At 62.8% G+C, this 25,816-nt stretch carries 24 protein-coding genes; 14 read left to right on the forward strand and 10 right to left on the reverse strand.

Annotated elements, in window-relative coordinates:
• The first annotated feature begins 9 nt into the window (after window positions 1-9).
• From HMPREF1531_RS04825 to HMPREF1531_RS04840, 3 genes are all read left to right on the forward strand, one after another.
• Window positions 10-876: an alpha/beta hydrolase gene (locus tag HMPREF1531_RS04825; protein ID WP_016668794.1), complete on the forward strand. Its 867-nt coding sequence runs from the start codon at window positions 10-12 to the stop codon at window positions 874-876.
• A 290-nt stretch (window positions 877-1,166) separates the two neighbouring features.
• Window positions 1,167-1,466 carry a hypothetical protein gene (locus HMPREF1531_RS13590; protein WP_156860177.1) on the forward strand — a complete coding sequence of 100 codons (300 nt, stop codon included), beginning with the start codon at window positions 1,167-1,169 and terminating at the stop codon, window positions 1,464-1,466.
• 914 nt (window positions 1,467-2,380) lie between these two features.
• Window positions 2,381-2,635 carry an acyl carrier protein gene (locus HMPREF1531_RS04840; RefSeq protein WP_016668797.1) on the forward strand — a complete coding sequence of 85 codons (255 nt, stop codon included), beginning with the start codon at window positions 2,381-2,383 and terminating at the stop codon, window positions 2,633-2,635.
• 1,061 nt (window positions 2,636-3,696) lie between these two features.
• Here the strand turns inward: HMPREF1531_RS04840 and HMPREF1531_RS04845 are convergent.
• The gene (locus HMPREF1531_RS04845) at window positions 3,697-4,482 is read right to left on the reverse strand and encodes a deoxyribonuclease IV (RefSeq protein WP_016668799.1); all 786 of its coding nucleotides are present in this window, start codon (window positions 4,480-4,482) and stop codon (window positions 3,697-3,699) included.
• 61 nt (window positions 4,483-4,543) lie between these two features.
• Entirely contained in the window at window positions 4,544-5,245 is a 702-nt protein-coding gene (locus HMPREF1531_RS12840; protein ID WP_016668800.1) for a TetR family transcriptional regulator, read from the reverse strand.
• Between the two features lie 84 nt (window positions 5,246-5,329).
• On the opposite strand from HMPREF1531_RS12840, the gene HMPREF1531_RS04855 reads away from it, so the two are divergent.
• Complete coding sequence (locus HMPREF1531_RS04855; protein WP_016668801.1) at window positions 5,330-6,604, forward strand: MFS transporter; 1,275 nt, start codon at window positions 5,330-5,332, stop codon at window positions 6,602-6,604.
• A gap of 14 nt (window positions 6,605-6,618) precedes the next feature.
• On the opposite strand, the gene HMPREF1531_RS04860 is transcribed toward HMPREF1531_RS04855, so the two are convergent.
• Together HMPREF1531_RS04860 and HMPREF1531_RS04865 are read right to left on the reverse strand one after the other, a co-directional pair.
• Entirely contained in the window at window positions 6,619-7,272 is a 654-nt protein-coding gene (locus HMPREF1531_RS04860) for a response regulator (RefSeq protein ID WP_016668802.1), read from the reverse strand.
• A complete protein-coding gene (locus HMPREF1531_RS04865; RefSeq protein WP_016668803.1) occupies window positions 7,265-8,116 on the reverse strand; it encodes a sensor histidine kinase in 852 nt (283 codons plus the stop codon). Before HMPREF1531_RS04865 ends, HMPREF1531_RS04860 begins: the two co-directional genes overlap by 8 nt.
• A gap of 100 nt (window positions 8,117-8,216) precedes the next feature.
• Here HMPREF1531_RS04865 and HMPREF1531_RS04870 point away from each other — a divergent pair, with 100 nt between their 5' ends.
• Genes HMPREF1531_RS04870 through HMPREF1531_RS04885 form a run of 4 tightly spaced genes read left to right on the forward strand, consistent with a single transcriptional unit; the run spans window position 8,217 to window position 11,340 of the window.
• Window positions 8,217-8,921 carry an ABC transporter ATP-binding protein gene (locus HMPREF1531_RS04870; RefSeq protein ID WP_016668804.1) on the forward strand — a complete coding sequence of 235 codons (705 nt, stop codon included), beginning with the start codon at window positions 8,217-8,219 and terminating at the stop codon, window positions 8,919-8,921.
• Window positions 8,918-9,691: a hypothetical protein gene (locus tag HMPREF1531_RS04875; RefSeq protein WP_016668805.1), complete on the forward strand. Its 774-nt coding sequence runs from the start codon at window positions 8,918-8,920 to the stop codon at window positions 9,689-9,691. The genes HMPREF1531_RS04870 and HMPREF1531_RS04875 overlap by 4 nt, the downstream gene beginning before the upstream one ends.
• Window positions 9,688-10,347 carry a hypothetical protein gene (locus tag HMPREF1531_RS04880; protein ID WP_016668806.1) on the forward strand — a complete coding sequence of 220 codons (660 nt, stop codon included), beginning with the start codon at window positions 9,688-9,690 and terminating at the stop codon, window positions 10,345-10,347. The genes HMPREF1531_RS04875 and HMPREF1531_RS04880 overlap by 4 nt, the downstream gene beginning before the upstream one ends.
• 42 nt (window positions 10,348-10,389) lie before the next feature.
• A complete protein-coding gene (locus HMPREF1531_RS04885) occupies window positions 10,390-11,340 on the forward strand; it encodes a hypothetical protein (RefSeq protein ID WP_016668807.1) in 951 nt (316 codons plus the stop codon).
• A 244-nt stretch (window positions 11,341-11,584) separates the two neighbouring features.
• Here HMPREF1531_RS04885 and HMPREF1531_RS04890 read toward each other — a convergent pair whose 3' ends face one another.
• Both HMPREF1531_RS04890 and HMPREF1531_RS04895 read right to left on the reverse strand, forming a co-directional pair.
• Window positions 11,585-11,977 (reverse strand): hypothetical protein, encoded by a 393-nt coding sequence (locus HMPREF1531_RS04890; RefSeq protein WP_016668808.1) that lies wholly within the window; start codon window positions 11,975-11,977, stop codon window positions 11,585-11,587.
• A gap of 105 nt (window positions 11,978-12,082) precedes the next feature.
• Window positions 12,083-13,747 (reverse strand): DUF885 domain-containing protein, encoded by a 1,665-nt coding sequence (locus HMPREF1531_RS04895; protein WP_036897270.1) that lies wholly within the window; start codon window positions 13,745-13,747, stop codon window positions 12,083-12,085.
• Between the two features lie 62 nt (window positions 13,748-13,809).
• Here HMPREF1531_RS04895 and HMPREF1531_RS04900 point away from each other — a divergent pair, with 62 nt between their 5' ends.
• Window positions 13,810-15,168, forward strand: a complete 1,359-nt coding sequence (locus tag HMPREF1531_RS04900; RefSeq protein WP_016668810.1) for a zinc ribbon domain-containing protein — start codon at window positions 13,810-13,812, stop codon at window positions 15,166-15,168.
• Between the two features lie 69 nt (window positions 15,169-15,237).
• Here HMPREF1531_RS04900 and HMPREF1531_RS04905 read toward each other — a convergent pair whose 3' ends face one another.
• Window positions 15,238-16,995 carry a DEAD/DEAH box helicase gene (locus tag HMPREF1531_RS04905; protein ID WP_016668811.1) on the reverse strand — a complete coding sequence of 586 codons (1,758 nt, stop codon included), beginning with the start codon at window positions 16,993-16,995 and terminating at the stop codon, window positions 15,238-15,240.
• Window positions 16,996-17,007: 12 nt separating this feature from the next.
• Window positions 17,008-17,778 carry a hypothetical protein gene (locus HMPREF1531_RS04910; RefSeq protein WP_016668812.1) on the reverse strand — a complete coding sequence of 257 codons (771 nt, stop codon included), beginning with the start codon at window positions 17,776-17,778 and terminating at the stop codon, window positions 17,008-17,010.
• A gap of 212 nt (window positions 17,779-17,990) precedes the next feature.
• Between HMPREF1531_RS04910 and HMPREF1531_RS04915 the strand changes: the two genes are divergently transcribed.
• The 5 genes from HMPREF1531_RS04915 (at window position 17,991) to HMPREF1531_RS04935 (ending at window position 23,524) form a co-directional block, all read left to right on the forward strand.
• A complete protein-coding gene (locus tag HMPREF1531_RS04915) occupies window positions 17,991-19,667 on the forward strand; it encodes a glutamine--tRNA ligase/YqeY domain fusion protein (protein WP_036898387.1) in 1,677 nt (558 codons plus the stop codon).
• Window positions 19,664-20,077, forward strand: a complete 414-nt coding sequence (locus HMPREF1531_RS04920) for a RidA family protein (protein WP_016668814.1) — start codon at window positions 19,664-19,666, stop codon at window positions 20,075-20,077. Before HMPREF1531_RS04915 ends, HMPREF1531_RS04920 begins: the two co-directional genes overlap by 4 nt.
• Before the next feature lie 271 nt (window positions 20,078-20,348).
• Window positions 20,349-20,873, forward strand: coding sequence for a CarD family transcriptional regulator (locus tag HMPREF1531_RS04925; protein ID WP_016668815.1), 525 nt, complete (start codon window positions 20,349-20,351; stop codon window positions 20,871-20,873).
• Window positions 20,874-20,894: 21 nt separating this feature from the next.
• Window positions 20,895-22,088: a MarP family serine protease gene (locus HMPREF1531_RS04930; protein ID WP_016668816.1), complete on the forward strand. Its 1,194-nt coding sequence runs from the start codon at window positions 20,895-20,897 to the stop codon at window positions 22,086-22,088.
• Window positions 22,089-22,246: 158 nt separating this feature from the next.
• Complete coding sequence (locus HMPREF1531_RS04935) at window positions 22,247-23,524, forward strand: NAD(P)/FAD-dependent oxidoreductase (RefSeq protein WP_016668817.1); 1,278 nt, start codon at window positions 22,247-22,249, stop codon at window positions 23,522-23,524.
• 37 nt (window positions 23,525-23,561) lie between these two features.
• On the opposite strand, the gene HMPREF1531_RS04940 is transcribed toward HMPREF1531_RS04935, so the two are convergent.
• Both HMPREF1531_RS04940 and HMPREF1531_RS04945 read right to left on the reverse strand, forming a co-directional pair.
• A complete protein-coding gene (locus HMPREF1531_RS04940; RefSeq protein WP_016668818.1) occupies window positions 23,562-24,749 on the reverse strand; it encodes a hypothetical protein in 1,188 nt (395 codons plus the stop codon).
• A gap of 123 nt (window positions 24,750-24,872) precedes the next feature.
• The gene (locus tag HMPREF1531_RS04945) at window positions 24,873-25,613 is read right to left on the reverse strand and encodes an AAA family ATPase (RefSeq protein WP_016668819.1); all 741 of its coding nucleotides are present in this window, start codon (window positions 25,611-25,613) and stop codon (window positions 24,873-24,875) included.
• Between the last annotated feature and the right edge of the window lie 203 nt (window positions 25,614-25,816).

Below are 25,816 nucleotides of genomic sequence, written 5' to 3' on the forward strand. Positions count from 1 at the left end.
TGCGACGTTGTGACACGAGTTGAGAATGCGTTGGGTGGGGTCTTCGCTTACCTGATCCTGCATCCTCTGCGCCGCCGCCCGCACAAGGACCCTAGTGTTTTTGGCCTGTCCTTCGTGGAACAGACGGTGCGGACCCACGACGGGCATCGTCTTGCTTGCTGGCTCGTCGGCTCCGATTCGCGTCGAGTCGCTGTGCTCGGGCATGGCATCGGGCAAGGTAAGTCGGCGTCGCTGCGCACTGCGCAATTACTGGTGGCGCGCGGCTATCAGGTGCTGATGTTCGATCACCGTGGGCATGGGGCTTCTCAGGGGGACCGCCGGATTTGGCGGGTAGCGGATCGTTTCACCGACGACATTCTGTCTGCCTCCCGATGGATGGCCGAACGCTTCGACCCGAGAATTTTGGTGGTCTTCGGGTATTCTTTCTCCACCTTCCCCACCGTGTACGCGTTGGCGTCTGGGACCCTGCCTGCTGATGCCGTTGTCTGCGAGAGTGGGCCTGGCCTCAACCTTGCGGGCATGTTCGAGAGCTTCCTCCTCAGGGCCAGTAAACGCTCCACCTTGCTGGGCCGCCTCATGCGCTCTCCCGGGTTACGGCACGCGACCGCTGCGGCCGCGGTGAGGATGCTCGGGGCAAGTTGGCCACCTAGGGCTACCGAAGGTCTGCTGGCGGATATTCCACAGCTGTACCTGGTGGGCGAGGAGGACACCGTGATCCACGCTGACGAAGTGAGTGCTCTTGTCGACGCATGGTCGCGTGCTGAAGTACATCGGATACCTGGTGGCCACCTGCGTCTGAGTAGTTCCGCCGGAGCTGAGTACGATCGCCTCGTTTACGAGTTCCTTGATCGGGTCGAGCAGGACACCCGAAGATGAGAGGCTCGGGTCGAGCAGACGGGCGGACCGGGTCTCGTCGACTTCCTTGGCTTGTTGGCCCAGCCGAGTGGGCAGAGTTTCCCGCGCCATGCGATCGTTACGTGGCCGATCCCACGTCCCGTAGGGCAGTACGCAGCCGGACGACGCATGCCCCTGCCGATACGCTCTTCCTATGGCTGTGCCAGCTGCGTCGAGCTCCGTACAGCTACGACTGGATTGATAACTTCGGGCGCCGCAGCCCGCGTGACGCGGATCCGACACTGTGCACACCGTCGCCGGGCGATCGCTTCATGACCATTTTCACTCTGGTGGACATGGAGCCGGGCCGCTCTCTGACGCTGCGAATGCGTCCAGGTCGACCGACCCGTCTCTTTGGCGAGGTCGTGCTCACCTACACGATCGAGGAAAGGCTCGGGGTTCGGCATCTGGTGGTTGCCATCTGGTTCGGGCAGGTTGGTCGGCTGACGCCTCGTCTGCGGCGACTGCTGCTGGTGTGGGGTGACGTTGCGATGATGGATCGCCAATTGAGAATCCTCTGCCGACTCGCGGAAGCCTCGACGTCCACCACTTCCACTGGAGAATCCGGATAAAGCACCTCAAACCGGGCACGTCGCAGCCGAGGTATCCGGCATGATCCGTGAGGTCTTCATCCGCGTGGGGAGGAAATCATGGAGGGCGATACCACCAATGTGCTCCTACATGAGAGGTCCCCAGTACATCTTTGTCCAGTTGGCCCAAGCAGCCCGAGATGCAGGTGTGAGATTGTCAGTCGGTCGTACCGGTGTGTGCTGGGACAACGCCCAGCAGGAATCCTTTCTGGTCCACTCTCAAGACGGTTCTACAACCGCTATCACTTCGCCATCCGGCAAGCCGCGATCACCGCGGTCACCACCTGGATCGACGCCATCTACAACCGAGGCCGCAGCCACTCAGCACTGGGCTATTTTAGTCCCGTAGACTAAGAGAACACCAAGACCCGCGGCCTCCAGGCCGCAACACTGGTGTCCGCCCACACGGGGCAAATTCAATGGTCGTGATCGACGCAGCGTCTGGACCGTAGGTGAGTATGGGTTCTCGGCGCTGATGCAGGCTGGGCCCGACTCCGTCAGTCGTTGCTGGATCATTTGATGGGTATGGTCGCGATGCCAGCCAGTGATGTGGTAGATCGTGTCCAGGATCTCGCTATTTTCCTTCTTGGTCGCCATGGGTCATTTCGTCGCCTGCGCAGCAGGGATTGCTTTGCGTTGAGTTAGCTCCAACTCCATCTGCTCGCCCTGGACCCACGTGGGCACTTTGAGATTAAGCCAACGCAATATATTGACGGACGGTCGGAGGTGCCTCTAAAATATAACCATCGGGGCAGCACCAAGCAATGACCTCAAGTGGAGTGCGGTTAGTGGGGAAAATCTCCAAAGCCACACGGCTATTTCGCGCGCTTCTAGCGAGTCGCTCGCCCCCGTCCGGGCCCCACGGGGCCACTTTGCAGCTCAAGGAGGCTTGTGCCATGGCTGAACTGACTCCCGAGGAGAAGGCAGACCTCAAGGAACGCATCTGCGACATCCTTGAAGTGGACGCCGAGGAGGTGACTGAGACTTCACTCTTCAAGGATGACCACGGCGCCGATTCGATGCTCGCCATCGAGATCCTCGCGATGCTCGAGCGACAGTGCAGCGTGGAGATCGCTCAAGCATCAATGGCCCGCATGGTCAACTTGGAGGGTGTCTATGCTGTCGTGAACCAAGCCCGGGCCCAGCTCTAGCGATCTGGTCGCTAGAGCTGGTTACGAGAGTCGTTCGAACCATCCGTCGACGACGTGGGTGTCGTCATTGGTGCGGTGATCGGCTCTCAACCGGTGCGTGGGCAAGAGTCGGAGTGTTGTTCCACAATGTCGTAAATGCGCTACGCCCTTCAGCGTCGATGACCGGGTCTCCTTTCCAGTAACTCGGTACGGCTCGGTCTTCGACCTGAAGTGAACGCAGGCTGATGGTAGCTCCCTCGTTTATGGTTCACGGCGTGTCGAGGTTGTCATCCTTGCCAGTGACGAACGAGAAAACCGGAACGCCCGGTCAGTAAGTAACGCTTTGTCAACCCTCAACCCGGAGTTGTAATGATCCAATGGCTTGAGTAATAGGGAGCTTAATAGATCTGTTCATAAGACATCCTTATAGTCTGGTCATCAGGAAAATCGGACTTCAGCCGCATCAAGATCTGGCGTGGAGCGCACCGGTCATTCAACAACTCCACCGCCTTGGCCTGCAGGCCAAGGCGCACATCAGGCTTCCTGGGCTTGAGACCTTTCAACCGCTGCATATTCACTGCTGGGCTCGCCCAGGACGATAATGCCCTCGTCACAACCACGATTGATTTCTCGAGACACCATTTGACGATGCCGTCTCAAACTATGAGTGATCGCGACCACTGACTTCCCACACGTCAACCCCGCAGCGATCACTGCCAATTCATCCCCGTCAACCGCTGATCACACTTGCCCGTGAACTATTCGGATCATCACCCAGACTGTGGTCGCGCGAAGTCACTATTCCTCCATTCCGCTCACACAAAACGGACCAAACCTCGAGGATCATAAAACAGCAGTCTAAACCACAATCCAATATTCTGCTGTCGTCCACAAAATCTATAGCATTCCAATCACCAGTTACCTTCTAGGTGGTCTTGATGTTGGCAAGGAGCACATCATCACGCATGCTCCGCAACGGCCCTATTACCAGGCGAAAGCCCCCGCAGCGGTTTAACAGAGAACCATAGGGGCATCTCTGACCCCACTAGGCATTGAGGACGGTCGCGATCTTCGCAGGCGCATCACACCCGGGAACGGATCCACTCCAGGTCGTCGGTATGGCCCTCGGATGGGGTCTCCAGGATGGCCGGAGCCTGAGCCCGACGCATGACCTCGACCAGCCAATCGGGATCAGCCTGCCCCTTGCCCAGATTCGCATGACGGTCCGCACCCGAGCCCTCGGTATCGCGGGAATCGTTCAGGTGCACCAGATCAATGCGCCCGGTGATCGCCAAGACATCATCGACGAGGCCTTGCAGCGGATTCCCTGAGGCGTGCGCATGGCAGGTGTCGAGGCAAAAGCCCACCCGTTTCGCGTTGTTAGAGGTGGAAATCGCCTGCCACAGCCGGGCGAGGTTCTCCCAACGCCTGGCCATCGCATGGTTCCCGCCGGCGGTGTTCTCGATGAGCAGGGGCACTTCGATCCGCAACCCGTCGACGGCTTTGAACCAGTTCTCGAAACCGGCTTCCATCGGGTCATTGGCGGTGACATGACCGCCGTGCACGATCACGCCCCAGGCTCCGAGTCTCGCAGCCGCATCAAGGTGCTGCTGGAGCAGCTTGCGCGAAGGGATGCGGATCCGGTTGTTGGTGGATGCGACGTTGATGACAAAGGGGGAGTGGACGTAGATACCGATCCCGGCCTCGGCTGCGCGGGCACCGAACTCCTCCAGATCCCATGGGAACCTCGGCGCGGGGGCCTTCCATGACTGCGGGTCGCCGATATTCACCTGGATGATCTCGGCTCCGATCTCCTGGGCGGCTGCGAGAGGATCGGCCGGGTCGACGTGGGCTCCGAATAATGTCATGGACCAACTCTATTTTCTATCCGCCCATCCCGCACGGCAGCGCCAACCGGTACACCATGGGTTACCTGCGTCGTGGGGGAGCATGCAATCTTCCTGCCGGGTGGTTGTTCACCGATGCTGGCGACCTTCGACGCAGATGGGCCTCCAGCCCGGCGATCAGCACCTCAACGAACTCGTCGAAGGTGTTGCGCAGGTATTCCTCGCCCTGCTTGGTGGTGGCCATCGATGCCACCAGTTTGATCAGCGGGGGAACCTCACCTTTCGGTGTATCGAGTGCAGGATTCGCGACGTCCGGATGACCGGGAACCGGCGCCACATCCGCGAGGAGATACCCGTTGAGTGAATTGAAAAACACGTCGACGATGAAGAGTTGCTGCTCGGCGCTCAATCCCTCCCGGTCGAGATAGGCCAGAGTCGGGGCGACGTGCGTGAATTCCCTGTCGGTGCCCAGTGGGCGGGTGGCCAGCAGAACGAACAGACTGGGATGGGCAACGGCGACGTCGCGATAACCGCGTGCCGCCTGCCGTAAAGCCTCCTGCCAGGAGCCGCAGTCGCCGGGCAGATGGATCTCAAGGATCAGCCGCTCGTGTAGTGCCCCCAGCAGTTCCTCTTTGTTGGCGATGTGGTTGTAGAGGGACATTGCCTGGATTCCCAGGCTGGCGGCCACCCGCCTCATGGAGATCGCCTCGACGCCTTGGGCGTCGCCAAGCTCCAGCGCGGCATCGATGATGGCCTGCTTGGTGATTGGTGTCGGACGTGGCATCACGGTTCCCTGGAGATTGACGAACTTACGGTGTAATTGTAACCTGCTGCAAACAGACATACAGCGTAAGTTTGGAGGCGGGAGATGCAACGCCCAGGTAGTTTCGGATGGTTGCTTGCCGGGCAAGCAGTCTCAGCTATCGGTTCCCAGGTCACCTTCATGGCTCTGCCCCTGATCGCGGTGGTCACCCTCAATGCCTCGCCGGGGGAGATGGGGCTGCTGGGTGCGTTGGACAATCTGCCCTACCTGTTGTTCGGGCTGGCAGTTGGTTCGCTAGTCGACCGGCACCGTCGCCGCTCCTTGATGATGATCGCCGATCTGACGCGGGCGGCAGCCGTCGTCTCCATCCCGGTGGTCTTCATCTTTCACGGGATCAGCTTTGCGCACCTGTGTGTGGTGGCCTTCGCCGTCGGCATCGGCAACATCGTCTTCGACGTCGCTTGCCAAGCCCAACTTCCCGATCTCGTTGAGCAGGATCGACTGGTCGGGGCGAATGGGGCATTGCAGACCAGCACGGGCATCGCATCACTAGCGGCCCCGGGGCTCGTCGGGGTATTCATCGCGACCGTCGGGGCACCCGTGGCGATGCTCGTCGACGCCTTCTCCTATCTGTTGTCGGCAGGATCGCTGGTCATGGTACGACGCTGTGCCGGGCGTGAACCTGAGCCCAAGGAATCAGGGACCAGCCCCGGAGCCGAGATCAAGCAGGGCTTGGTGGCGGTGTTGCGGGATCGCCGACTGGTAGGTCTCGCAGGTGCGGGGGCCTTCGTATCCATCGGCATGAATGCTGCATTCGCCGTTCTCATCCATGACCTGTCCAATGTCGTCGGTCTGGGCTCCCTGGGAATCGGGCTTGTCTTTTTCACCTTCGCGGTATGCGCGGCCCTCGGCGCGCTGGCTGCTTCCCAGCTGGCAGCCCGGGCAATGGTGGGGCGTTGCCTCATGGTCGGCCCGCTGCTTGGTGGCCTCGGGCTGGTCGTCTTCGCCCTGGCCGGTCGCATCGCGGCACCCGGGGTGCTCCTTGTTCACGTGGGCGCGGCACTGGCAGGTGCTGGGCTGCTCGCCCAGCAGTCACTGGCCGCCGGGTTGCGTCAGTCGCTGGCCCCCGAGGAGATGAGGGGACGCATCCTGGGCACCCTGCGGTTTGCTGAATGGGGAGTCATGCCACTGGGTTCGCTGATCGGTGGGGCCGTCGGGGAGGTCGCAGGGACGGGTGCTGCCCTGGTGGTTTCCGCTTGCTGGGTTGCGGTGGCAGCGCTGTGGGTGGTGGTCACGCCCCTGCGCGGCTTGCGGGTGGTTCCGCAGGCTGATCCCGATTCCCAGACCGACCCCGCTCAGACTGACCCCGTCACCCGATAGGAAACGTCTGCATATCAATCCACCAACCCGTGTTCGTAGGCCGCAATCACCAGCTGGGCCCGGTCGCGGGCCCCGAGTTTCATCAGCAGATGACCGATATGGGTTTTGAGGGTGCCCCGGCTGATGAACAATGTGGCTTGTATCTCAGCATTGGATAACCCGCCGCCGATCGCCTGCAGCACTTCCACCTCACGCGGTGTCAATGCCTCGGGCGCTGCGACATGGCGTGACGGTGCATCGACGCACCGAGCGATCACCCGACGCAGCGACGACGGAGACAGCACCTGATCACCAGCCCTGATGGTGTGCAGTGCGCGGATCAGCACCTCGGGGGTCGTGTCCTTGAGTAGGAATCCGCAGGCCCCCGCCCGCAACGCACCGAACAGATAGTCGTCGAGCTCGAACATGGTGAGGATGCACACCCGCACATCGGCGAGGTCCGGGTCGCAGCAGATCATCCGCGTCGCGGCGATTCCGTCGGTTTCTGGCATGCGGATGTCGAGCAGGGCTACGTCGGGGTGGGTACGACGAACCTCGGCCACGGCGGTGGCCCCATCACCGACCTCGGCCACGACGGTGACCTGCCCGGTCGACTCCAGCAGGGCCACCAGGCTATGCCGCAACAGGACCTGGTCATCGGCGACGACGACCCGCACCGGCTCAGTCATTGATGCTCCTGGGCAGCACCGCACGCAACCGATGACCGGTGCCCTGCCGGGTGAAATCAAGGACTCCGCCCAAGGATTCAACGCGCATCCGCAGCAACTCCAGCCCGTGACCTGAGCCCGGGGTAGCTTCCCAGCCGGGAACCGGACCGGTGTCGGTGATGGTCACGACAAGCTCAGACGTCTCCAAACCCAGGTCGACTTGTACACTGGTTGTCCCGCAGTGGCGGGCCGAATTCGCCAGTCCCTCGCGTACGATGTGATGGACGGTCAGCTCTTGACCGGGACTCAGCCCGTGCACCTCCAGACCGTTGGTCTGGACTTCTAGCCCGCCTTGGCGGGCCTCCTCGACGAGTTGCGGCAGGGTGACCACCCCGGGGGCGGGCAACAGTGGCGCGGGCTGGGATTCATCACGCAGCAGCCTCAGCAGATGTCGCAGGTCGTCGGTGGCCGCCCGGGCCAGGGCCTCGACGTCGCCCAGTGCCTCCACCGCAGCACCTGGCCGCGATGGCGAGGGCAATCGCCCGGCTCGCGCCCGGATGGTGATCGCGCCCAGACCGTGGGAGATCACGTCGTGCAGTTCGGTGGCGATCCGCAACCGGTCTGCTTGCACCGCCTGTCGCACACTCCAGTCATGCAGCGCGGCACGGTAGGCCTGCCGCTGCTGGTTAGCCGTGTGGATGATCAGGGCTGCCAGCAGACCGAGCAGCGTGATCGACACCAGTGGGACGATAGTCGTGGGCTGAGCGAAACCCACTGAGAGCATCGTGAGCAGGAAGGCTAACCCGCATGCGGCGACGACCGCCCACCGCCATCGGGCCCAGAAACCGTCCTCGGGAAGCTGCACGCGGCTGAGTCTAGGCAAGTCGTCCGGCTGACAGATCGGACCAGGGGCCGAGGCCGGAAATCCGATGCGCGCTAGGGCTCGCTCGCGAGAGCGTGGACCAATGATTGACATCGACCAACTGACCTGGACACTTCGGGGCCGCACAATTTTGGACCACGTGAGTTTCCGGGCTGCACCTAGGAGGGTCACCGGGTTCGTCGGACCCAACGGTGCGGGCAAATCATCGACCCTGCGGGTGCTGCTCGGCTTGCAGACTCCAACGAGCGGTGAAGCGACCATCAGCAAGCGACGATACCGGGATTTCGGCCGTCCTCTCGATCACATCGGGGCCAGCCTCGGTGGCGCAGGCGCCCATCCGTCGCGACGGGCAGTCGACCATCTTGGGTGGGTGGCCGCCAGCCACGGTTATGGGCGGGCGCGGGTGCATGAGGTACTCGAACAGGTGGGGCTTGCCCACGCTGCGAAGGCCAGGGTGCGGACCTTTTCTTTGGGCATGGCGCAGCGCCTGGGCATCGCCACCGCCCTGCTTGGTGATCCCGAGGTGCTCGTCCTTGATGAACCGATCAACGGCCTGGACCCGGAAGGCATCCGGTGGATTCGCACCCTCGTGCGCCGCCGGGCCGACGACGGGGGAACCGTCCTGCTATCCAGCCATGTGATGGCCGAACTCGCGACCGTCGCCGACGACCTCGTCGTGATCTCCGGTGGCCGGGTCAGGGCCAGCGGCACAGTGTCCGAGGTGGTCGCCGGTCATGGGGGCCTTGAGGAGGCATTCTTCGCCCTCACAACCGAGGAGGGGCGATGATGGGAGTTCTTCGTGCCGAGATACTCAAGGCTGTGACTCTGGCCGGGGTACGACACACCCTGATCGCCGGTGCCGTCATCCCCGCCCTGCTCACCTGGTTCAACGCTCGTGCCGCTTTGCGCGGCTGGCAGACAGGCACCGACGGTTGGACGACGCAGGACCTGGCGCAGATCGGGGTCACTGAATCGCTACTTGCGGCGGCTGCCTTGGCTGCGGTCGGGGTGATGCTGGTTTCCAGCGAGTACCGGGAACTGTCCGTCGACCAGGGAGGGGGATATGAACGGGTCACGACGGCATTGGCTATTCCCCGCCGTGGGCCGGGATTGGCGGCCAAGATGCTCGTCGCCTTGCTGCTCATGGTGCCGGTCGCGGTGACGACGAACCTGCTCAGCACCGCAGTGGCCTTGTGGATACTGGAACCTGCCGGGATCGGCTGGGACCGGGAGCGTATCGCGGGGATGCTGGCGGGATGTTGGTACATGATTGCTACCGGGCTGCTCGGTGCGTCGGTGACGACGGTGCTGCGCAGTGGCCTGGTGCCCATGGTGTATCTGGTGGTCAACAATACTTTGTTCTCGCCGGGCTTTCTGCTCACCCGGTTGACCGCAGCGGCTTGGTATCTGCCGGATACCAGTCTCATTGGCCTGGTGGTCGCGCGCATGGATGACCCCCATCAGCCCACGAAAGTGGTATCGGGGCTGGTGGCAGCTGGCTGGCTGGTGGTTGTGATGGCGGTCGCATGGGTGCTTGAGCGCAGGAGGCCGGTGTGATCAACGCGACTGTTTCCGGGCTGCGCCGGGCGACGACGATTCAGCTGAACTGGTGGGTGCTGATGGCCTGCCCCCTGCTGGGTGCTGGCCTAGCGACGGTGGTGAGACGGGCAACTCCCGAGATCTCGGTGTCCCAGGTGCTATCCACGGTGTTGCCACTTGTCATGGCGGCTCCGGTGTGCTGGGCTGCGGTCGTTGCGGCCGGGGAATACCGCGGTGACCAGCACCGGACCATCCAGCTCGCTGTTCCCGGGGTATGGACGAGGCTGTGCGCGGATGCGGTGCGTCTGGTCGTGGTGGCGATGCTGGGGGCGGTGGTGAGTACGGCGGGATTATCCGTCGCCCTGCACCTGGGCATCAAGGGTGAACTGCTGCCGGTGTTCGTGCTACTCGGTTGCCTGACGGCCTGTGCCGCCATGCTCGCTGATCTGGCGCGCAATGCGGTGGTGGGGGCGTCGGTGATCCTGTGCTTCGTATGGTTCGCGCCCCTGCTCACCCGTACGTGGGCGCGGGGCCGGGATTTCCTGCCGATTGATGAGATCTCCGCGGCCTCGGCCGGGCACTGGCTGCAGGGCGATATCACCCCGGCGATCGTCTGGATGGGCCTGCTTCTCCTGGTGTGGTGCGTGCGTTACTGGTGGCCTATCCGTCGGTGAACCGTCGCAGTGCTCATGGCGTGATCGTGAGATCATGATCGGGTGAGTGATGCGGCCGGTGGGTCGGGCAGAGCGTTCCCCGTCGACGAGCAGATCATCGAATGGCCCGGTTTTGAGGAGGCCTGCGCTGCCGCGGATATCCCGGCGCTGGTGCCCGATGAACTCCCTGAAGAACAGCCTCACTACCTCGTCTACCTGTCCGGGATCGGCATGTCTACCCCCGAGCAACTGCCTGTGGTGGAAATTCCCATGGTGGAACATCTCACCAAGCGACTTGGGGGCACCAAGGTGGTGTGGCAGGTATGTCCCTATGCGGTGCGCACCCCATCGCTGATCCGTAGGCGGCGAGGTTCGAGGTTCTGGGCGGCGGCAACCAGATGGAAATTCGAAAAGAACCGGCTGCGTTACCTGGCCGCGCTCATCAATGTCCGCAACGGCTTCCAGCTGTTCGTCAGCGCAGACCGCCGGGTAACCAGATACAACCGCACCATCGCCCGCAGGGTGGCAGAAGCGCTCGTCAGGGCCGGATATGTGCCCGAGAACCGTCGTCCGATCACCTTGCTGGGGTGGAGCGGCGGTGCGCAGGTGGCTGCCGGGGTGGCCAGGCATCTGGGAGGTGCGGGCACGCAGGTGCGCATCATGTCGATGGCCGGCATCATTTCTGCCGATCCCGGCCTTGGCCGGGCAGAACACATCTGGCACCTGCGCGGCGACCACGATGCGGTGGAGGCCATCGGTGCGACCCTCGCAGTGCGCCGCTGGCCGTTGTTTCGTCATTCCCCGTGGAACCAGGCCCTGGGCGATGGCCGCCTGGAGATCATCTCGATGGGATCGCTGACCCATATTGGCGACCATGGCTACTATTCGGCGACCACGATCCTGCCCGACGGGCGCACCCCCCGCCAGTACACCGCCGACGCGATCGTCGCTACTTTGTGCGACGCAGGTCTGGCCACCGACAATGGTGAGGTTGGCTGGGAACCTGTGCGGTGACCGGGCACGGTTATCCGCGGTATTGATCCTGCCGGGTGCAGCATCACGCATCGGTTTGGAATGCCGCCCCGATCTCTCACCCCCTGCGAGGTACTGTCACAATTCTGCATGAGGATCTAGTGGTATAATGCCTTGTCAAATGCCTGATCGTGACCGTTGCTAGTGTGGCGTTCTGGTGCGTTCTCATTCACCTGTCAGCTTGGCTGAAGGCCATGGATTCCTCGCCGGGTCCATAGAAGCCGGTTCATGCATCCCCCAACTGGACGCCTTCGACGTTTCCTGTTGGTCCATCAGGCGACCAAAGACCTAAGCCTAATTCATCGATGAAAGCTCCTTCTGCATCGTGAGTGACTTTGAGTCCAAGCCGTGTCTGTATCTCATTGATAACAGATGCAAGCGGCGCGCCAAGAAGTGGTATTCCTGAGAGCATGGGGATAGCTGGCTCGCAGAATTCCATCATTATCAGTTTATCGTTTGAACCGTAGGTCGCCATGAAACCATTGAAATCTTCAGACAGAGGGGCATCTGGGGTTCTGCGGAACTCTTCGCCAGGCCCGAGAATGGCTTGAAGCTTGGTTCTGTTTATTCCAATTCGGATGTTGTTAGTTCCTTTGCCGTCTATGAGTTCAAAAATCATAGGAGCCCCTTTGTGTATGATCTGGAGTCGTCTGCCCATAAGGTATCGGTTCAATCATTCATCCGCTGGTCAGAAGCTGGTGGCCTAGCTCTGCGACCCCGGCTCTCACCGTCTTGGCTGCTCGAGAACCGCTTCGGTCAGGGTGTCCAGCCCCAGCGCACCCAGTGACAGGGCTCTGGAATGGAACTCGGTCAGGTCGAAACCATCCCCGGCTGCTGCCCGGGCCTGCTCCCGGAGATCAAGCCAGCGCTGTTCGCCAATCCGGTAGCTGGGTGCCTGACCCGGCCAACCGAAATAGCGCAACACCTCGAAGCGGGCATTGGCCTCGGGCATCGACACGTGGGAATTGAAATACTCCCACGCCTTCTCGAAGGTCCACGCGCCGCCACCCACCTCGCCGGGAGCAGGAAGCCCGCAGTGCACGCCGATGTCCAGCACCACGCGGGTCGCCCGCAGCGCCTGGGAATCCAATAAGCCCATGTACATCCCGGGATCATCGAGGAAACCGAGCTCGGCCATCAGCCGCTCCGCATACAGCGCCCAGCCTTCCCCATGTCCCGATACCCACACACCGTTTTGCCGCCACCGGTTGAGATCCTGGTTCGCCATCGCGAAGGCATGCTGCAGATGGTGGCCGGGTGCCCCCTCGTGGTACACCGTGGTCAGTTCCCGCCAGGTGGTGAACGACGTGACCCCCAGCGGAACCGACCACCACATGGTGCCCGGTCGGGAGAAGTCCTCGGACGGTGAGGTGTAGTAGATGCCGCCCGAAGTGGTGTCCGCGATCCGGCAGTCGATGCGCCGCAACTGCTCGGGAATGACGAAATGTCCGCCATCAACCAGCCGGGCGATGGCCTCGTCGGCCCGGGTCTGCATCCACCGCTGTAACTCAGCGGTCGAATTCAGCCGGTAGCGGGGATCGGCGTCCAGGGCGGCCATCGCATCGGCGACGCTGCCGCCCGCGACGATCTTCCCGGCCGTTGTGCGTTGCTCGGCTTGCACCTTGGCCACCTCGGCGAGCCCCCACTCGTAGGTCTCGTCGATGTTGATCGTCGTGCCCAGGAACTCTCGTGAGGCCAACAGATAACGTTCCCGCCCGACCCCGTCAACCTCAGTGGCCAGCGGCCCCAACTCGCCGCGCAACCGGTCCACAGCACTGCGGAACCCCTGCCGAGCGCTCGCCAAACCACTGGCCAGATCCTCGGCCAGCCCCTTCGGCCGGTCACCAGCCGAGGCGATGAATCTGTCGAAATAGCCATCCGGGGCGATCCACCCGGCCACTTGTTCGACGAGGGTCGTTACCTGCCGCGCCGCGGGGCGGATACCGTACTCGACGGCGGCCAGTTGCGAGGCGAACCACCCGTCGACGGCCTCCGGGATACGGTGCAGTCGTCGCGCCACCACTGCCCAGTCCTCGTCGGTGTCGGTGGCCATCAGGTCATAGCACTCCTGGATGGCATGCAACCCGGAGACAATCCCGTTGAGACTCGCTAGATCGGTATGCGCTTCGTGCATCTCGATCTCCAGACCCAGCCGTTCACATAGAGCAGAAGCCGTCACCCGATCCGTGCTGTCAACGGGTTCTATCTTTTCCAGCGTGGCCAAAGTCGTTCTAGCTAGGTCTGCGCGGGCTGCCAGACCAGCCGGGGAGAAATCGTCATAGGCGTCGGAGGAAATACCGAGTTGGGTGGCGAAGGTTGGAGAACGAACTATCGTTTCTTGCAGGTGGGTCTCGGCCAGGGCATCGGTTGCTGTCATGGTTCGGCGCATCCCTCAAGATTAGGCCTGCCACGGAACCCCAGCACGCACGCGACCGTCGACCAGGAGGAACCATGAGCATGACGTCCAGCCCTGGGAAACAGTGCCCCCAGTGCGGCAAGATGCTGCCGATGACGGCGGCCTTCTGCTCCATGTGTGCCACCCGGCAACCGGCGACACCCGGCGCGGCACCAGGGCGCTCCAATCCTGGCGCATCCCTGGACCAGGCCGAGGACGTCGGCATCACGCTGCTATTCGACGAACCGGAAACAGACCCCGAGCTTGGCACCGAGCCCGAACCGGCCCCCCCACCGCCCGTCGCCCAGGACCCCCAGCCCGCCCCCGGGATGGCTCGTTCTGGGATGGACGATGACCGGACCCATGTCATCCAGATGCGACCCGGACCGGCGGTCACCGGTGGTGTCGTTCAGAGTCCTACTCCCAGCCCGGATGCTGCACCTGCATCTGGCGCACGTCTTGAGAACAGGGGCCACGATGAACCCACCCGGGTGATCCAGATGCCCTCCGGCCCAGATGAGCCCACCGTGGTGATCACCAGCGGTCCGATTGACGCTCCCGCTCCCCATTCCGGCAACAATGCGACGTCCCGGAACTGGACAGATGCCGGATCCGATGATGCACCAACTCAGGTGATGCAGTCCGTCGGCTCGGTTCCTGCAGACGTCCCGCCCCAGAAACCTGCGGTCGCCACCCATCTGGGCAACCAGCCGTGGCAGAACACCGCATCATCGCCCCTGGCCAACGAGACCGGTTGGAGCGACCATTCATCTGGAGCATCGGATGCCTCCGCATCGACTCCCCCTCGGCGCCCCCCGGTGGACCCAGCGCCCCCCATCCCGATCGTCGAGGAGCAGGGCCGGGGCCCCTCGCTGCCGTCGCCAGTGATCACCGGCATCGTCACCTTTTTGTTCGGCATCTTCGGGGTGATCCCGGCCTTCATTAGCCACGACCGGGCACAGCAGGCAGGTGCGTCGTCGAAGAGGTACTGGTTCACCTTCGGCATCTTTTTTGTGGTGAATACCCTCGTCGCAGCGCTTCTGGTGGTGCCTGCCGTATCTAAGGCGCTCAAGGGATCCAATGGTGCTAGCAATCCCGGCGTCAGTGCGGGTACCCAACCCACGGCGGGTGGATCGGCCAGCTCCGGGGCCGAGATGGAGTATCCGCCCGGGGCCACCGAATGTTCCGCCACTGTCGCAGCGGGAAATGCGGAGACCAGCTGCGAATTTTCCCTGGCCGTCGAGAAGGCCTTCCTGGCTTCCCCCCGGGCTTCCACCCAGGTGGTGAAGGCTCACTCCCCGGTTACCCACAAGGATTACGAGATGACCTGCGTCACCGTTGACATCACCGGGGCAGAGCACGATGCCACCACCTGCAAGGGTGGCAACAATGCGGTGGTGCTTATCAGGTCCTGACTGCAGTGGACCGTCGTTGACTGTGGTCAGGCTACGGCCATCGGGAGCCCGGGCCGCCACGGCCAGGCATCAGCGACGCAGCCAAGCCTTAATCGCGGCGATCCGGGCCTCCACCTGGTCGCTGGTGCACTGGGCCAGGGCCGGGCCACCGCATTCCCGGCGCAGATTCGCGTGCACGTGGGAGTGCGGGATGCCTTTCATTCGCGCATACTGGGCCACCAGCGAGTTGAGTTCCTTGCGGCGGGCGGTGATCTGACGGTGCAGTGCTTCTGTGGGGGGCACCTTTTCGCGTCGCATCTGCCGGTCGTGGCGTTTCACTTGGCGACGCTGCCGCTCGGCCAGCAGTAGTTTCACCTGGCTGGCGTCGAGCATTCCTGGAAGCCCCAGGTAGTCGGCCTCGTCGTCGCTGGTCGGTACTGCATGCATCCCGTAGGCCTGGGAATCGAAGAGAACATGGTCGAAGCTCGCCTCGGAGCTGACCATCTCGTAGGCCCCGAGCAGGTCGTCACTGGCCGCCTCGGTGCGGTTCGCCTGCTCTATCAGGGCCTCGGTTTCTTCCCACACGTCCGCCGTTTCGTTACTGCGGGGTTTGCCCAGCACATGGTTGCGCTGGCGTTCCAGCATCGAGGCATGGGCCAGAATGATCGGCACCGTTGGCAGGAAAACGGTTGCCAGTTCGCCACGCCGTCGCACCCGGACGAACCGGCCCACGGCTTGGGCGAAGAACAACGGGGTGGATGTCGAGGTGGCATATACCCCGACAGCCAGCCGCGGTACGTCGACCCCTTCCGAGACCATGCGCACCGCCACCATCCATCGCGAGTCTCCCGCGGAGAACTCCTCAATACGTTTCGAGGACGCGGCATCGTCGCTCAGCACGACCGCCGGGGATTCCCCGCTGACCTTCCCCAGGGTGCGGGCGTAGGCGCGCGCCGACTCCTGGTTCGAGGCGATCACCAGCCCGCCGGCGTCAGGGATGTGGCGACGCACCTCGGTGAGACGGCGGTCGGCGGCTCGCAGTACCGCGGCGATCCATTCGCCCTTCGGATCTAGGGCGGTGCGCCAGGCCTGGGAGGTGATGTCCTTGGTCTGGATCTCCCCGAGATTGACCGCCATCTCCTCGCCGCTGGAGGTGCGCCAGCGCATCGGGCCGCCGTAGTTCATGAATACCACTGGGCGCACCACATGGTCGCGCAGCGCCTCCGCATAGCCGTAGACGTAGTCGGCGCGGGAGACTAGGGAACCGTCGGGTTGCTCATCGTAAGCGACGAAGGGAATCCGTGATTCGTCGGAACGAAACGGGGTGCCGGTGAGGGCCAGCCGCCGGGTCGCGATGGTGAAGGCCGATTCGATAGCCTCCCCCCAGCTCAGTGCATCACCGGCGTGGTGGATCTCGTCGAAGATCACCAAGGTGTCGTAATTGGAACACAACCCTTCGTAGTGCCACGGTTTCACCGCCACCCCCGCATAGGTGACCGCCACACCGTGGAACTGCCTAGACCTCCCCTGACGGCGTCCCCCATTGCCGGGATCGAGTTGTATACCAACCCGGGCGGCGGCGTCGGCCCACTGGACCTTCAGGTGTTCGGTGGGCACCACGACGATGACCCGCTTCACGGTCCGGGAGTGCAGAAGTTCGGATGCCACGCGCAGCGCGAAGGTGGTCTTACCTGCTCCCGGGGTGGCAACGGCCAGGAAATCCTTACGGGGCGAGCAATGGTAGAGCTCCAACGCCTCCTGCTGCCAGGCCCGCAGGGACGCAGACGTGCCCCACGGGGTGCGTTGGGGATAGGCGGGAGGGAGCCGGTCGAAAGCGGCCGAGGTCACGGCAGCATCAACTCAGTCCTCAGGAGCTGCTCTGCGGGCTGCGCGACGAGGAGCAGCCACCTCCGCGAATTCCTCCACTGGCTCTTCGACCATGGCCCGGCGTCTCGCCCCGGGTTTGGGGGCTGCCGGGAGCGCGTCGGAAAACCGGGATGCGGGCGGCAGCGGAGCTTGCGGTGTCGGGGCGGAGAATGCGTACTGCGGTAGGGGCGGGCTGACGTGCGTGTCGGTATCAGTATCGGTGTCGGTGGGATCAAAGAAGACAGGCTCCTTGATCTGGGTGATCATCGCGGGTTGCTGGGAAGCAGATGGGACCGCGACCGGCTGTTGCGTGACCTCGGCCGCATCCTCCAGCAGGGCAGTGTCGCGCACGAAGACCACCCAGGATGTGACCATCCCCACTGTCCCGGCCCCCAGCATGGCGAAGTGGGGGCCCGATCCCTGGCCGGTGAGTACGTCGAACAGGGCAAAACCCATCGGCAGCCCGAAGGCTGCGATGGGTACCACGTGCATCGTCGTGCGGTCGGTGACTACTGGGGTGCGCCGACCCGACCCTTGCGACATCAGCCAGCCATACCAGCCGATCAACCCCACCCCGACGAGCAGAGCCAGTATGCGCATCAGCAGTGGGGCGATACCCAGGGCGAAGAAGGCCGCCCCGCATACCACCATGACCACCGAGGACACGAGAAGGATCGACAGCAAGACGATGGCGATCGGGTGTTTCACCGGATGCGGGGGGATGGTTGACAGCGCATCGCCGTCCGTATTCTGCTTTCCGCGCATGAATTTCCCCCTTCCCTGTGACCACCCATAGTAGTTCGCGTGGCGACGAAGGGCACGGGTCCGTTACGCCGGGTGCGTATTTCGGCTGGTCAGCATGGAGAATTGGGCTCTCGGAGAGGTTGAGGTCCTGGTTTGTGGCGGTGCTCGGTCATCGTGGATACCCCGGCGGTCAGTCACCGGCCCGGGCGCTGTGCACCGGTAGAATCCTGTTCATGAGTGAGACCGTGTCCTCGGCCGGGGATTTCATCAATGAGATCGTGCGCGCTGACAATGCTGCCGGTACCTACTCCGGCCGGGTTCAGACCCGGTTTCCACCCGAACCGAACGGTTACCTGCACATCGGCCACGCCAAGGCGATCACCGTCGACTTCGATACCGCAGCCAACCACGGCGGGGTGTGCAATCTGCGGTTCGACGATACGAATCCCGACACCGAGGACACCGAATTCGTCGACTCGATCCTCGGTGACATCCAGTGGCTCGGTTTCCAGCCCAACGAGATCTTCTACGCATCCGACTACTTCGAGCAGCTCTACCAGTGGGCCGAGTACCTGATCGGTGAGGGTAAGGCCTATGTCGATGACCAAGATGGGGAGACCATCTCCGCCCAGCGCGGTGGTTACGGCAAACCCGGCATCGAATCCCCGTTCCGGAACCGCGACGCAGCCGAGAACCTTGATCTGTTCCGTCGCATGCGGGCCGGGGAATTCCCCGACGGCTCACGGGTACTGCGCGCGAAGATCGACATGAATGCCGAGAACATGCAATTGCGCGACCCGGTGCTCTATCGCATCCGCCGCGGTCACCACCACCGCACCCACGATGCTTGGGTGATCTACCCCACCTACGACTGGGCGCACGGTCAATCCGATGCCGTCGAAGGAGTCACGCATTCGCTGTGTACTCTCGAATTTGTCTCCCACCGCCCGCTCTACCAATGGTGCCTTGATCAACTCCCGCTACTTGGCGACAAGCCGAAACAGATTGAATTCGCGCGCCTGGAGTTGACCTGCACCGTCACCTCGAAGCGTCGGCTGGCCAAACTCGTCGCCGACGGGGTGGTTGACGGATGGGACGACCCGCGGATGCCCACCCTGTCCGGGCTGCGTAAGCGGGGCTACCCGGCCTCGGCGATCCGCACCTTCTGCCGGGCAATGGGGGTTTCGAAGACCAACTCCCGCCAGGCCATTGAGGAACTTGAAGCCTATGTGCGTCGTGACCTCAACGCCACGGCTCAGCGCCGGATGGCGGTGTTGCGCCCGCTCAAGGTGACGATCACGAACTGGCCTGCGGGCCAAGTGGAGCACTTCGAGGTGGCCAACAACCCGGAGAATCCTGACGACGGCACTCGCCAGGTGGCCTTCAGCGGTGAGTTGTGGATCGAGCGCGAGGATTTCGCCTTGGAGCCCCCGCCGAAATTCTTCCGGCTGTCGGTTGGCCGAGAGGTACGGCTGCGCGGCGCCTATTTCATCACCGCCACCGAAGCGATTACCGACGAGTCAGGTGAGGTCGTCGAGGTACTGGCCACCTACGACCCGCAGACCCGTGGTGGCAATGCCCCCGATGGGCGCAAGGTGAAGTCCACGATGCATTGGGTTTCGGCGCCCCATGCCGTCGAGGCGAGTGTCGCCCTTTACGACCGATTGTTTACCGCAGCCCTGCCAGGCGAGGCCACCGGCGAACCCCTCGACGATCTCAACCCCAATTCCCGGGAGTTGCTCACCGGGTGTCAAATGGAGGCCGCCCTTACCGAGACCGTTCCCGGCCAGGTGGTCCAGTTTGAGCGGCTCGGCTATTTCGCCCCCGACCCTGACAAATCCATGTACTTCCATCGCACTGTCGGCCTGCGTGATGAGTGGGCCGCCATCCAGAAACGAGGCGGAAAATGATCCAGCGCATCAACCCTGAGGCATTGAGCATCTCCCCGGTTTACTCCCAGGCCGTGCTGGTGTCGGGTGCCCAGTTGCTGTTCATCGGTGGTCAAAATGCGGTACGCGAGGGCGCAATCATCGGCGATGCGCTCGCCCAGACCCGGGTCTGCTTGCAGAATGTGGTGGTCTGCTTGCAGGAGGTCGGCGCGGCGGTGTCCGACCTGGTCAGCATGGAGATCAAGATCGTTTCGGAGGTTGATGCTCGCTCCTGCGCCCGGGTCGCCGCGGAATTCCTCGATGGAGTCACCCCGGCCATCTCGGTGTCGATCGTTGCTGGGCTCGTTGTGCCCGGCGCCTTGGTCGAGATCTCTGCGGTGGCCGCCGTCGACGATGTCTCAGAGACCACCTGGATGGGCCGTGAGAGGTGAGCCGCGCATACTGCGTGAGCGGATGATCTGATGTGGCGCTGAGTTTCGGGATGACCGGCCGAAGCCGTGCGATACATTTACGTATCGGCTGCCAATATCTCCGGATTGTTGCCAGAGGGCCTTGAAATGCCTAGTCAAAAGGTGATCAGAAGGGGTCGAAGAGGGGTCTCACAGAAGGCGTAATTTCCCCAATCTGCTAAACTAGCATCGTCACAAGTCGCGGACCAAGGTGGCCCGCTGGTCCATGCGGACAACAGCACGAGGACGGTTCATGAAGTTCCAAGTCGGTAAGACAGTCATCCACCCGCATCACGGCCCTGCCGCGGTGGCGAACGTCTTGACCCGCACGGTGAAAGGTAAAGAGGTCGAGTACGTCGAACTGGAGGTCGTGGCCTCCAAACTGCGCGTCTCCCTGCCTATCTCGAAGGCGGAAGAGATCGGTATCCGCTCCGTTGCCGGGGCCGAGGAACTTGATCGCTTGGCCGAGGTCCTGTCTGGTCCGACAGTCTCTGAGGAGCCCCAGTGGTCGCGTCGCTATAAGGCGACCCGCGCATCCATCGCATCCGGTGATCCGCTGCAGTTGGCCGCCGTGGTGCGTGATTTGGTCCGTCGTCGTGAGCGCGGTTCGCTGTCTCTCGGTGAGAAGGACCTGCTCAAGGAAGCTTCGGCCCCGCTGCTCGCGGAGATCGCCCTGGCAGTCGATGTCACCGAGGAGACCGCTCGCGAGATCACGTTCAACATGATCATGGAGGAGTCTCGCGAGGCCTTGGATGCCTTGGCAGCCCAGACTGTCTGATCCCTACCCTCACGTTGCATCATGACTCCCGGCATCGTACTCGACCTAGTTTTGGTTGCCGTCATGGTGGTCTGGGGCGTGTCTGGGTGGCGGCGTGGAGCCTTGGCTGCGGTGCTTGGGGTAGCCGGAGTCATCGGTGGTGGCTGGTTCGGATTGTGGATTGGCCCCAAGTTGCTGGAACTGCTGCCAGAACTTGCTGGGCAGCGCGGTTTCCGTCTGATCGCCCTCACCGCAATGTTCCTGGCAGGGGTCGGTATTGGCAGCAAGCTGGCGGCCATCCTGCACAATAAAGTCGGCTCCGATGAGCCTGCCCGCGGCATTGATGCCGCATTGGGGGCTGTCGCCAATGTATTCGTCGTCGTGATCGCATCGTGGTTCTTCATCGTCGCGGTGCGGCCTTTCGCCACCCCGACCGTCCAATCGGCCATCGACGGCTCCCGGATTCACGCCACCATTGACTCGTTTATCCCCGAGCAGTTCTCCGAGTTGGCCACCCGGACCGTTCAGGACTTGGTCGCCCACTTGCCGGTGGTTTTCGGCGGGGTTGACCCTGTCTTGCCGACAGAGGAATCCGATGCGGGCATAGTGAACGACCCGCAGGTGCTGGGCGTGGCGGCCTCAGTGGTCGAGGTTGCCACCCGCTCACCTGCCTGTGTCAGCGATTCCACCGGTTCGGGGTGGGTGGTCTCGCCCGGACGGGTGGTGACCAATGCCCATGTCGTCGCAGGTTCCCGCTCCCTTACGGTGGCCCGCGCCACCGGGGGCGGTGCGCTGTCGGCCACAGTCGTTGCCCTTGACCCGGATCTCGACGTGGCAGTGCTGGCCGTCGACGGACTCGACGCCCCCGCGCTTCCCCGCGCACCCCAGCCATTGGCAGCGGGTGCCGATGCCGTGGCCGCGGGATTTCCATGGGGTGGGCCCTACCATTTGTCCCCTGGCAGAATCCGGGGAACCCTCGTTGAGCAGTCCACGGACATCTACGGCGGCGAGGGTGTGGCCCGGGAGATCTACGCGGTGCGCGGCACGGTTCGTCCCGGCAATTCGGGTGGCCCGCTGGTGGACACCGACGGTCATGTGATTGGCACGGTCTTCGCTATGTCGCTGAGCGACCCGGAAACTGGTTATGCGCTTACCGACGCGGCTACCGCCACCCTGCTTGACCAGGCCCCCTCGCTCACCTGGGAAGTGGATACCGGGGACTGTCCGGCTGGGTGAGGTTTGGACCAATTGGGTGCTCGGGGATCTTCTATCTCGCGGGGGTGGTCTTCCTGGGCGTTCAGGGTGTTCTTCCGCCCAGGAATTTACAAGAAACTTGTTTCCAAAATGGTCCGCAGAGGGATGACATCCTGGATAGTGATGCCGAGAATAGCCCCATGAGCGAGTCACGAGTTGTCATTATCGGTGGAGGCTTCGCAGGGCTGCATGCGGCCAGGGCACTGACGGCCACCGGTCACGAGGTCACCATCATCGACCGTCATGCCTACACAACCTTCCAACCGTTGCTCTACCAGGTGGCTTCCGGCGGGCTGAACCCCGGCGACGTCACCTACTCGCTGCGCCGCTGGGCCTCAAACGATTCTTCCCACTTGGCCAGCTTCCGTCGGGCGACGGTTACCGGGATCGACTTCGACAACAAGCAGGTCATCGTCTCCCGGGGCAAGCCGGTTTCCTACGACAAGCTGGTTATCACCGCGGGTGTCGGTGCCAACTACTTCGGCATCCCGGGGGCGGCCGAGAACACCAAGCTCATCTACACCCGCGGTCAGGCTCTTGAGGTGCGCGACATCATCTTCACCGGCCTGGAACTGATGGCCGCTCAAGGCGACCCCAACAAACGGTTCACTGCGGTCGTCGTCGGTGGCGGGCCCACCGGGGTGGAGACCGCCGGTGCGCTCGCCGAGATGAAGACCCAAGCCCTTCCGGTGCTCTACCCCGAGACCACCGTCGACACCTTCCACGTGGTGCTCGTCGAGATGTCCGACCGGCTGCTTAGCCCCTTCGACCGTCGGCTCCAGCGCTACACCCATCGGGAACTGTCGCGCATCGGGGTGGACGTGCGGCTGAACACAGCGGTGAAGGAAGTCTTCCCGGATCACGTCGAACTCGCCGACGGCGGTACCCTCGATTCCGACATCGTCATCTGGGCTTCTGGCGTGGCCGCCCATCGCGCTGTGTCAGACTGGGGCCTGCCGCAGGGCCGCGGCGGACGGGTCCTGGTCGACAACACCCAGCAGGTGATCGGTCGGCCCGGTGTCTATGCCGCCGGTGATGTCTGCTTGTGCGAGGAGAATCCGGTTCCCCAGCTTGCCCAGCCGGCTATCCAGCAGGGCCAGCTGGTGGCCCGCAACATCATCAATGCCGAGAAAGCCCTGCCTTTGGAGGAGTTCTCCTACATCGACAAGGGCACCATGGCCACCATCGGTCGCAATGCAGCCGTGGTGCAGTTGCCCAACGGGATCAAGCTCACCGGTTTCGCTGCGTGGGCGATGTGGGTGGCCGTTCACCTGATGACCCTTCTGGGGGGCCGCAACCGGATCACAGCAATGATCAACATGCTGGTCCGTTACTTCGCATGGCCGAAGTCCGCAGCAGGGATCATCGGCGACTTCGCGGATTCCCCGGCTACCCTTGCCGCCCGTGAGGACGACTGAAGTTTTTGGGCGGAAAGTGGCTCAGTGGTGTGGCAGATCACTGGTGTTGCAGGATCTCTGGATCGACGGCGGCGGCCTGCAATTCGTCCCAGACCTTCTGATGACCAGGATCGGTGCCAACCGACCATCGTGAGGGCATCCGGGATGGCACCTGCTGCAGGCCTAGGAGATCCACGGCGGCGTGCCAGCCGACGACCACGTGACCCCGGTTGGTGTGCAGATCCAGATACTCGACCTCGGGCAACAGAATTCCTGCCCGGATGTCATCGGAGGTGATGGTCGTGGCTGTCGGGTTGAGTGCCTCACCGGTCAGGCTGGCGAGAGGAGCCGTGGCGGTGAGTTCATCCGGATGCCCTTCCGGAATCGCGTACTGGTTGCGCACGAAAAGTCGTCGCTGCACCCAAGAGCGATGGGCCAGTGGGTTACTCGGCTGGTGCCAGGGCACCAGCGAACCGTTCTCGTGGACGAGGGCGAACGGGGCCATCGCTTGTCTGTCATCAAGGTAATGGTCGAGGGCATATTCCAGGGCCGCTTCGATGGCTGTCTCGTCGGCTTCGGGAAGGACGAACATTTCGTTACGTTCCACCGGGAACACGAGCTGACGGGAGCGGACCCGGAGACGGTTTGCGACGGTGCGGATCGGTTTGGCGAAGGTGCGAGGGAAAACTAACCAGGAGGGTTGGTAGCCGTACGGTGATACGAAGAATAACCCGCCTTGTCCAGTCGCACCTATGGGCATCACCCGGGTCATCATCCCGGAGCGGAGCAGGTTTTTCCTGGCAACCTCGAACAGGCGCTCATCGGAGACATCCCATGTGGTCGCACTAGCCCTGTTCAGCAGGCTTGTCGCCTCCGGATGATCGACTCCGATGATCTCGGCACAATGGGAGACGAGGGGGCGGGCAACCACCCCGCCACGGGCCATAGCATCCTGGAGCAAGCCCACGGGTCGCACTAGGGGCATGAGCCGCTCCCACGGAGGCTCTGGCTGCTGCTCTGCGTTGTCGATGAGGAATTTTTGCAGGTGGTGGACGGTGATGCGCACCCGCTCGGCGAAAGGCAGACCGCGGCTGTCGCGCTCGGGGGCGCTGCACCAGAACTCGGCGGGTTCCTCGCGGCCCTGTTCACGCACATGAACGCAAACGGATTTGGTGATGGTGATCTCCGCCGTGGGGTATACCTCACGGGCTGCGGCGGCCAGCACCTTCTCGAAATCTTCTTCCATGCTGTTCAGCTTAATTGCTGTGGTGTCTTCATGCGGTGTCCGCCATTGATCGTGGGAACCATGGAATCCGGCAGGGTGATGAAGGTTACCATTCACCGGGTGCCGGATTTAGTGATACTGGAATCAGTTCAAGTGGCGAAGGAAAGTATGAGGATCAGCGAGGAAATGCCGTTCCCCGCTCACCAAGTCAAGATCGGCCCATTCCCGCGGGGTGATTCCGTCGGCGTCAAATTGCAGGATTCTCGCCCCCGGTATTGCCGCTAGTACTGGAGAATGGGTGGCGAGCAGAAGCTGGACGCCTGTTGCGCGGGACAGTTCAGTGAACATGGCCAGCATCCGCAGCGAGGAATTGAAAGACAGCGCCGATTCCACCTCGTCGAAGACATAGAGCCCTGGTTTGGGCTCACCGTTATTGGCGAAACAGCGCATGGTGATGATCTCCCAGAAGGCTTCACCGTGGCTGCGCTCGTGCAATCTCGGGGAGATGTTCGTCCGTTCCAAGTAAGTGAACAGTCCGTGCATCGTCTCGGCCCGGAAGAAATAGCCCCACCGCGATGCCGTGGCTCCCCGGGACAAGGTGAGGTGCTGCGCTAGCACTGATTCACTGCGCCGGGTGGTGTGCATTGCTCCGGTAGACCCGCCTTCGGGGTTAAGCCCGAAGGCCTCTGCGATCGCTTCGGTGATGGTTGACTTACCCGAACCGTTGTCCCCGACGAGAACGGTGCAGGAGGTGAGCCTCAGCGGTTCGGTGAACAACTGGGCGACGGCTGGGATGGTGAACGGCCAGTGGGATGGATCCCGGGGGGTGCTGTTCCCGGATACTGAGCGTATCGGCTGGTTAAGTTCAGCCATCCATCCGCCCATGCCGCCACCCTACATGCTGAATCAGCCTCGCTTCCGGGATGCAGTTGTGTACTGTGCACAACCATCCGGATACCTACAGCCCGGGATGTCCACAACTGTGCACATCCCTGTGGAAGCATGATTGAAGTCGGAATGGCAAGCGGTGATGCGTGTATCACGTGTGTGTAGTTACACCGATGTGGTTATCCCCAGATGTGTACAAC

It is taken from the genome of Propionibacterium sp. oral taxon 192 str. F0372, from assembly GCF_000413315.1.
In the GTDB taxonomy this organism is placed as follows: domain Bacteria; phylum Actinomycetota; class Actinomycetes; order Propionibacteriales; family Propionibacteriaceae; genus Brooklawnia.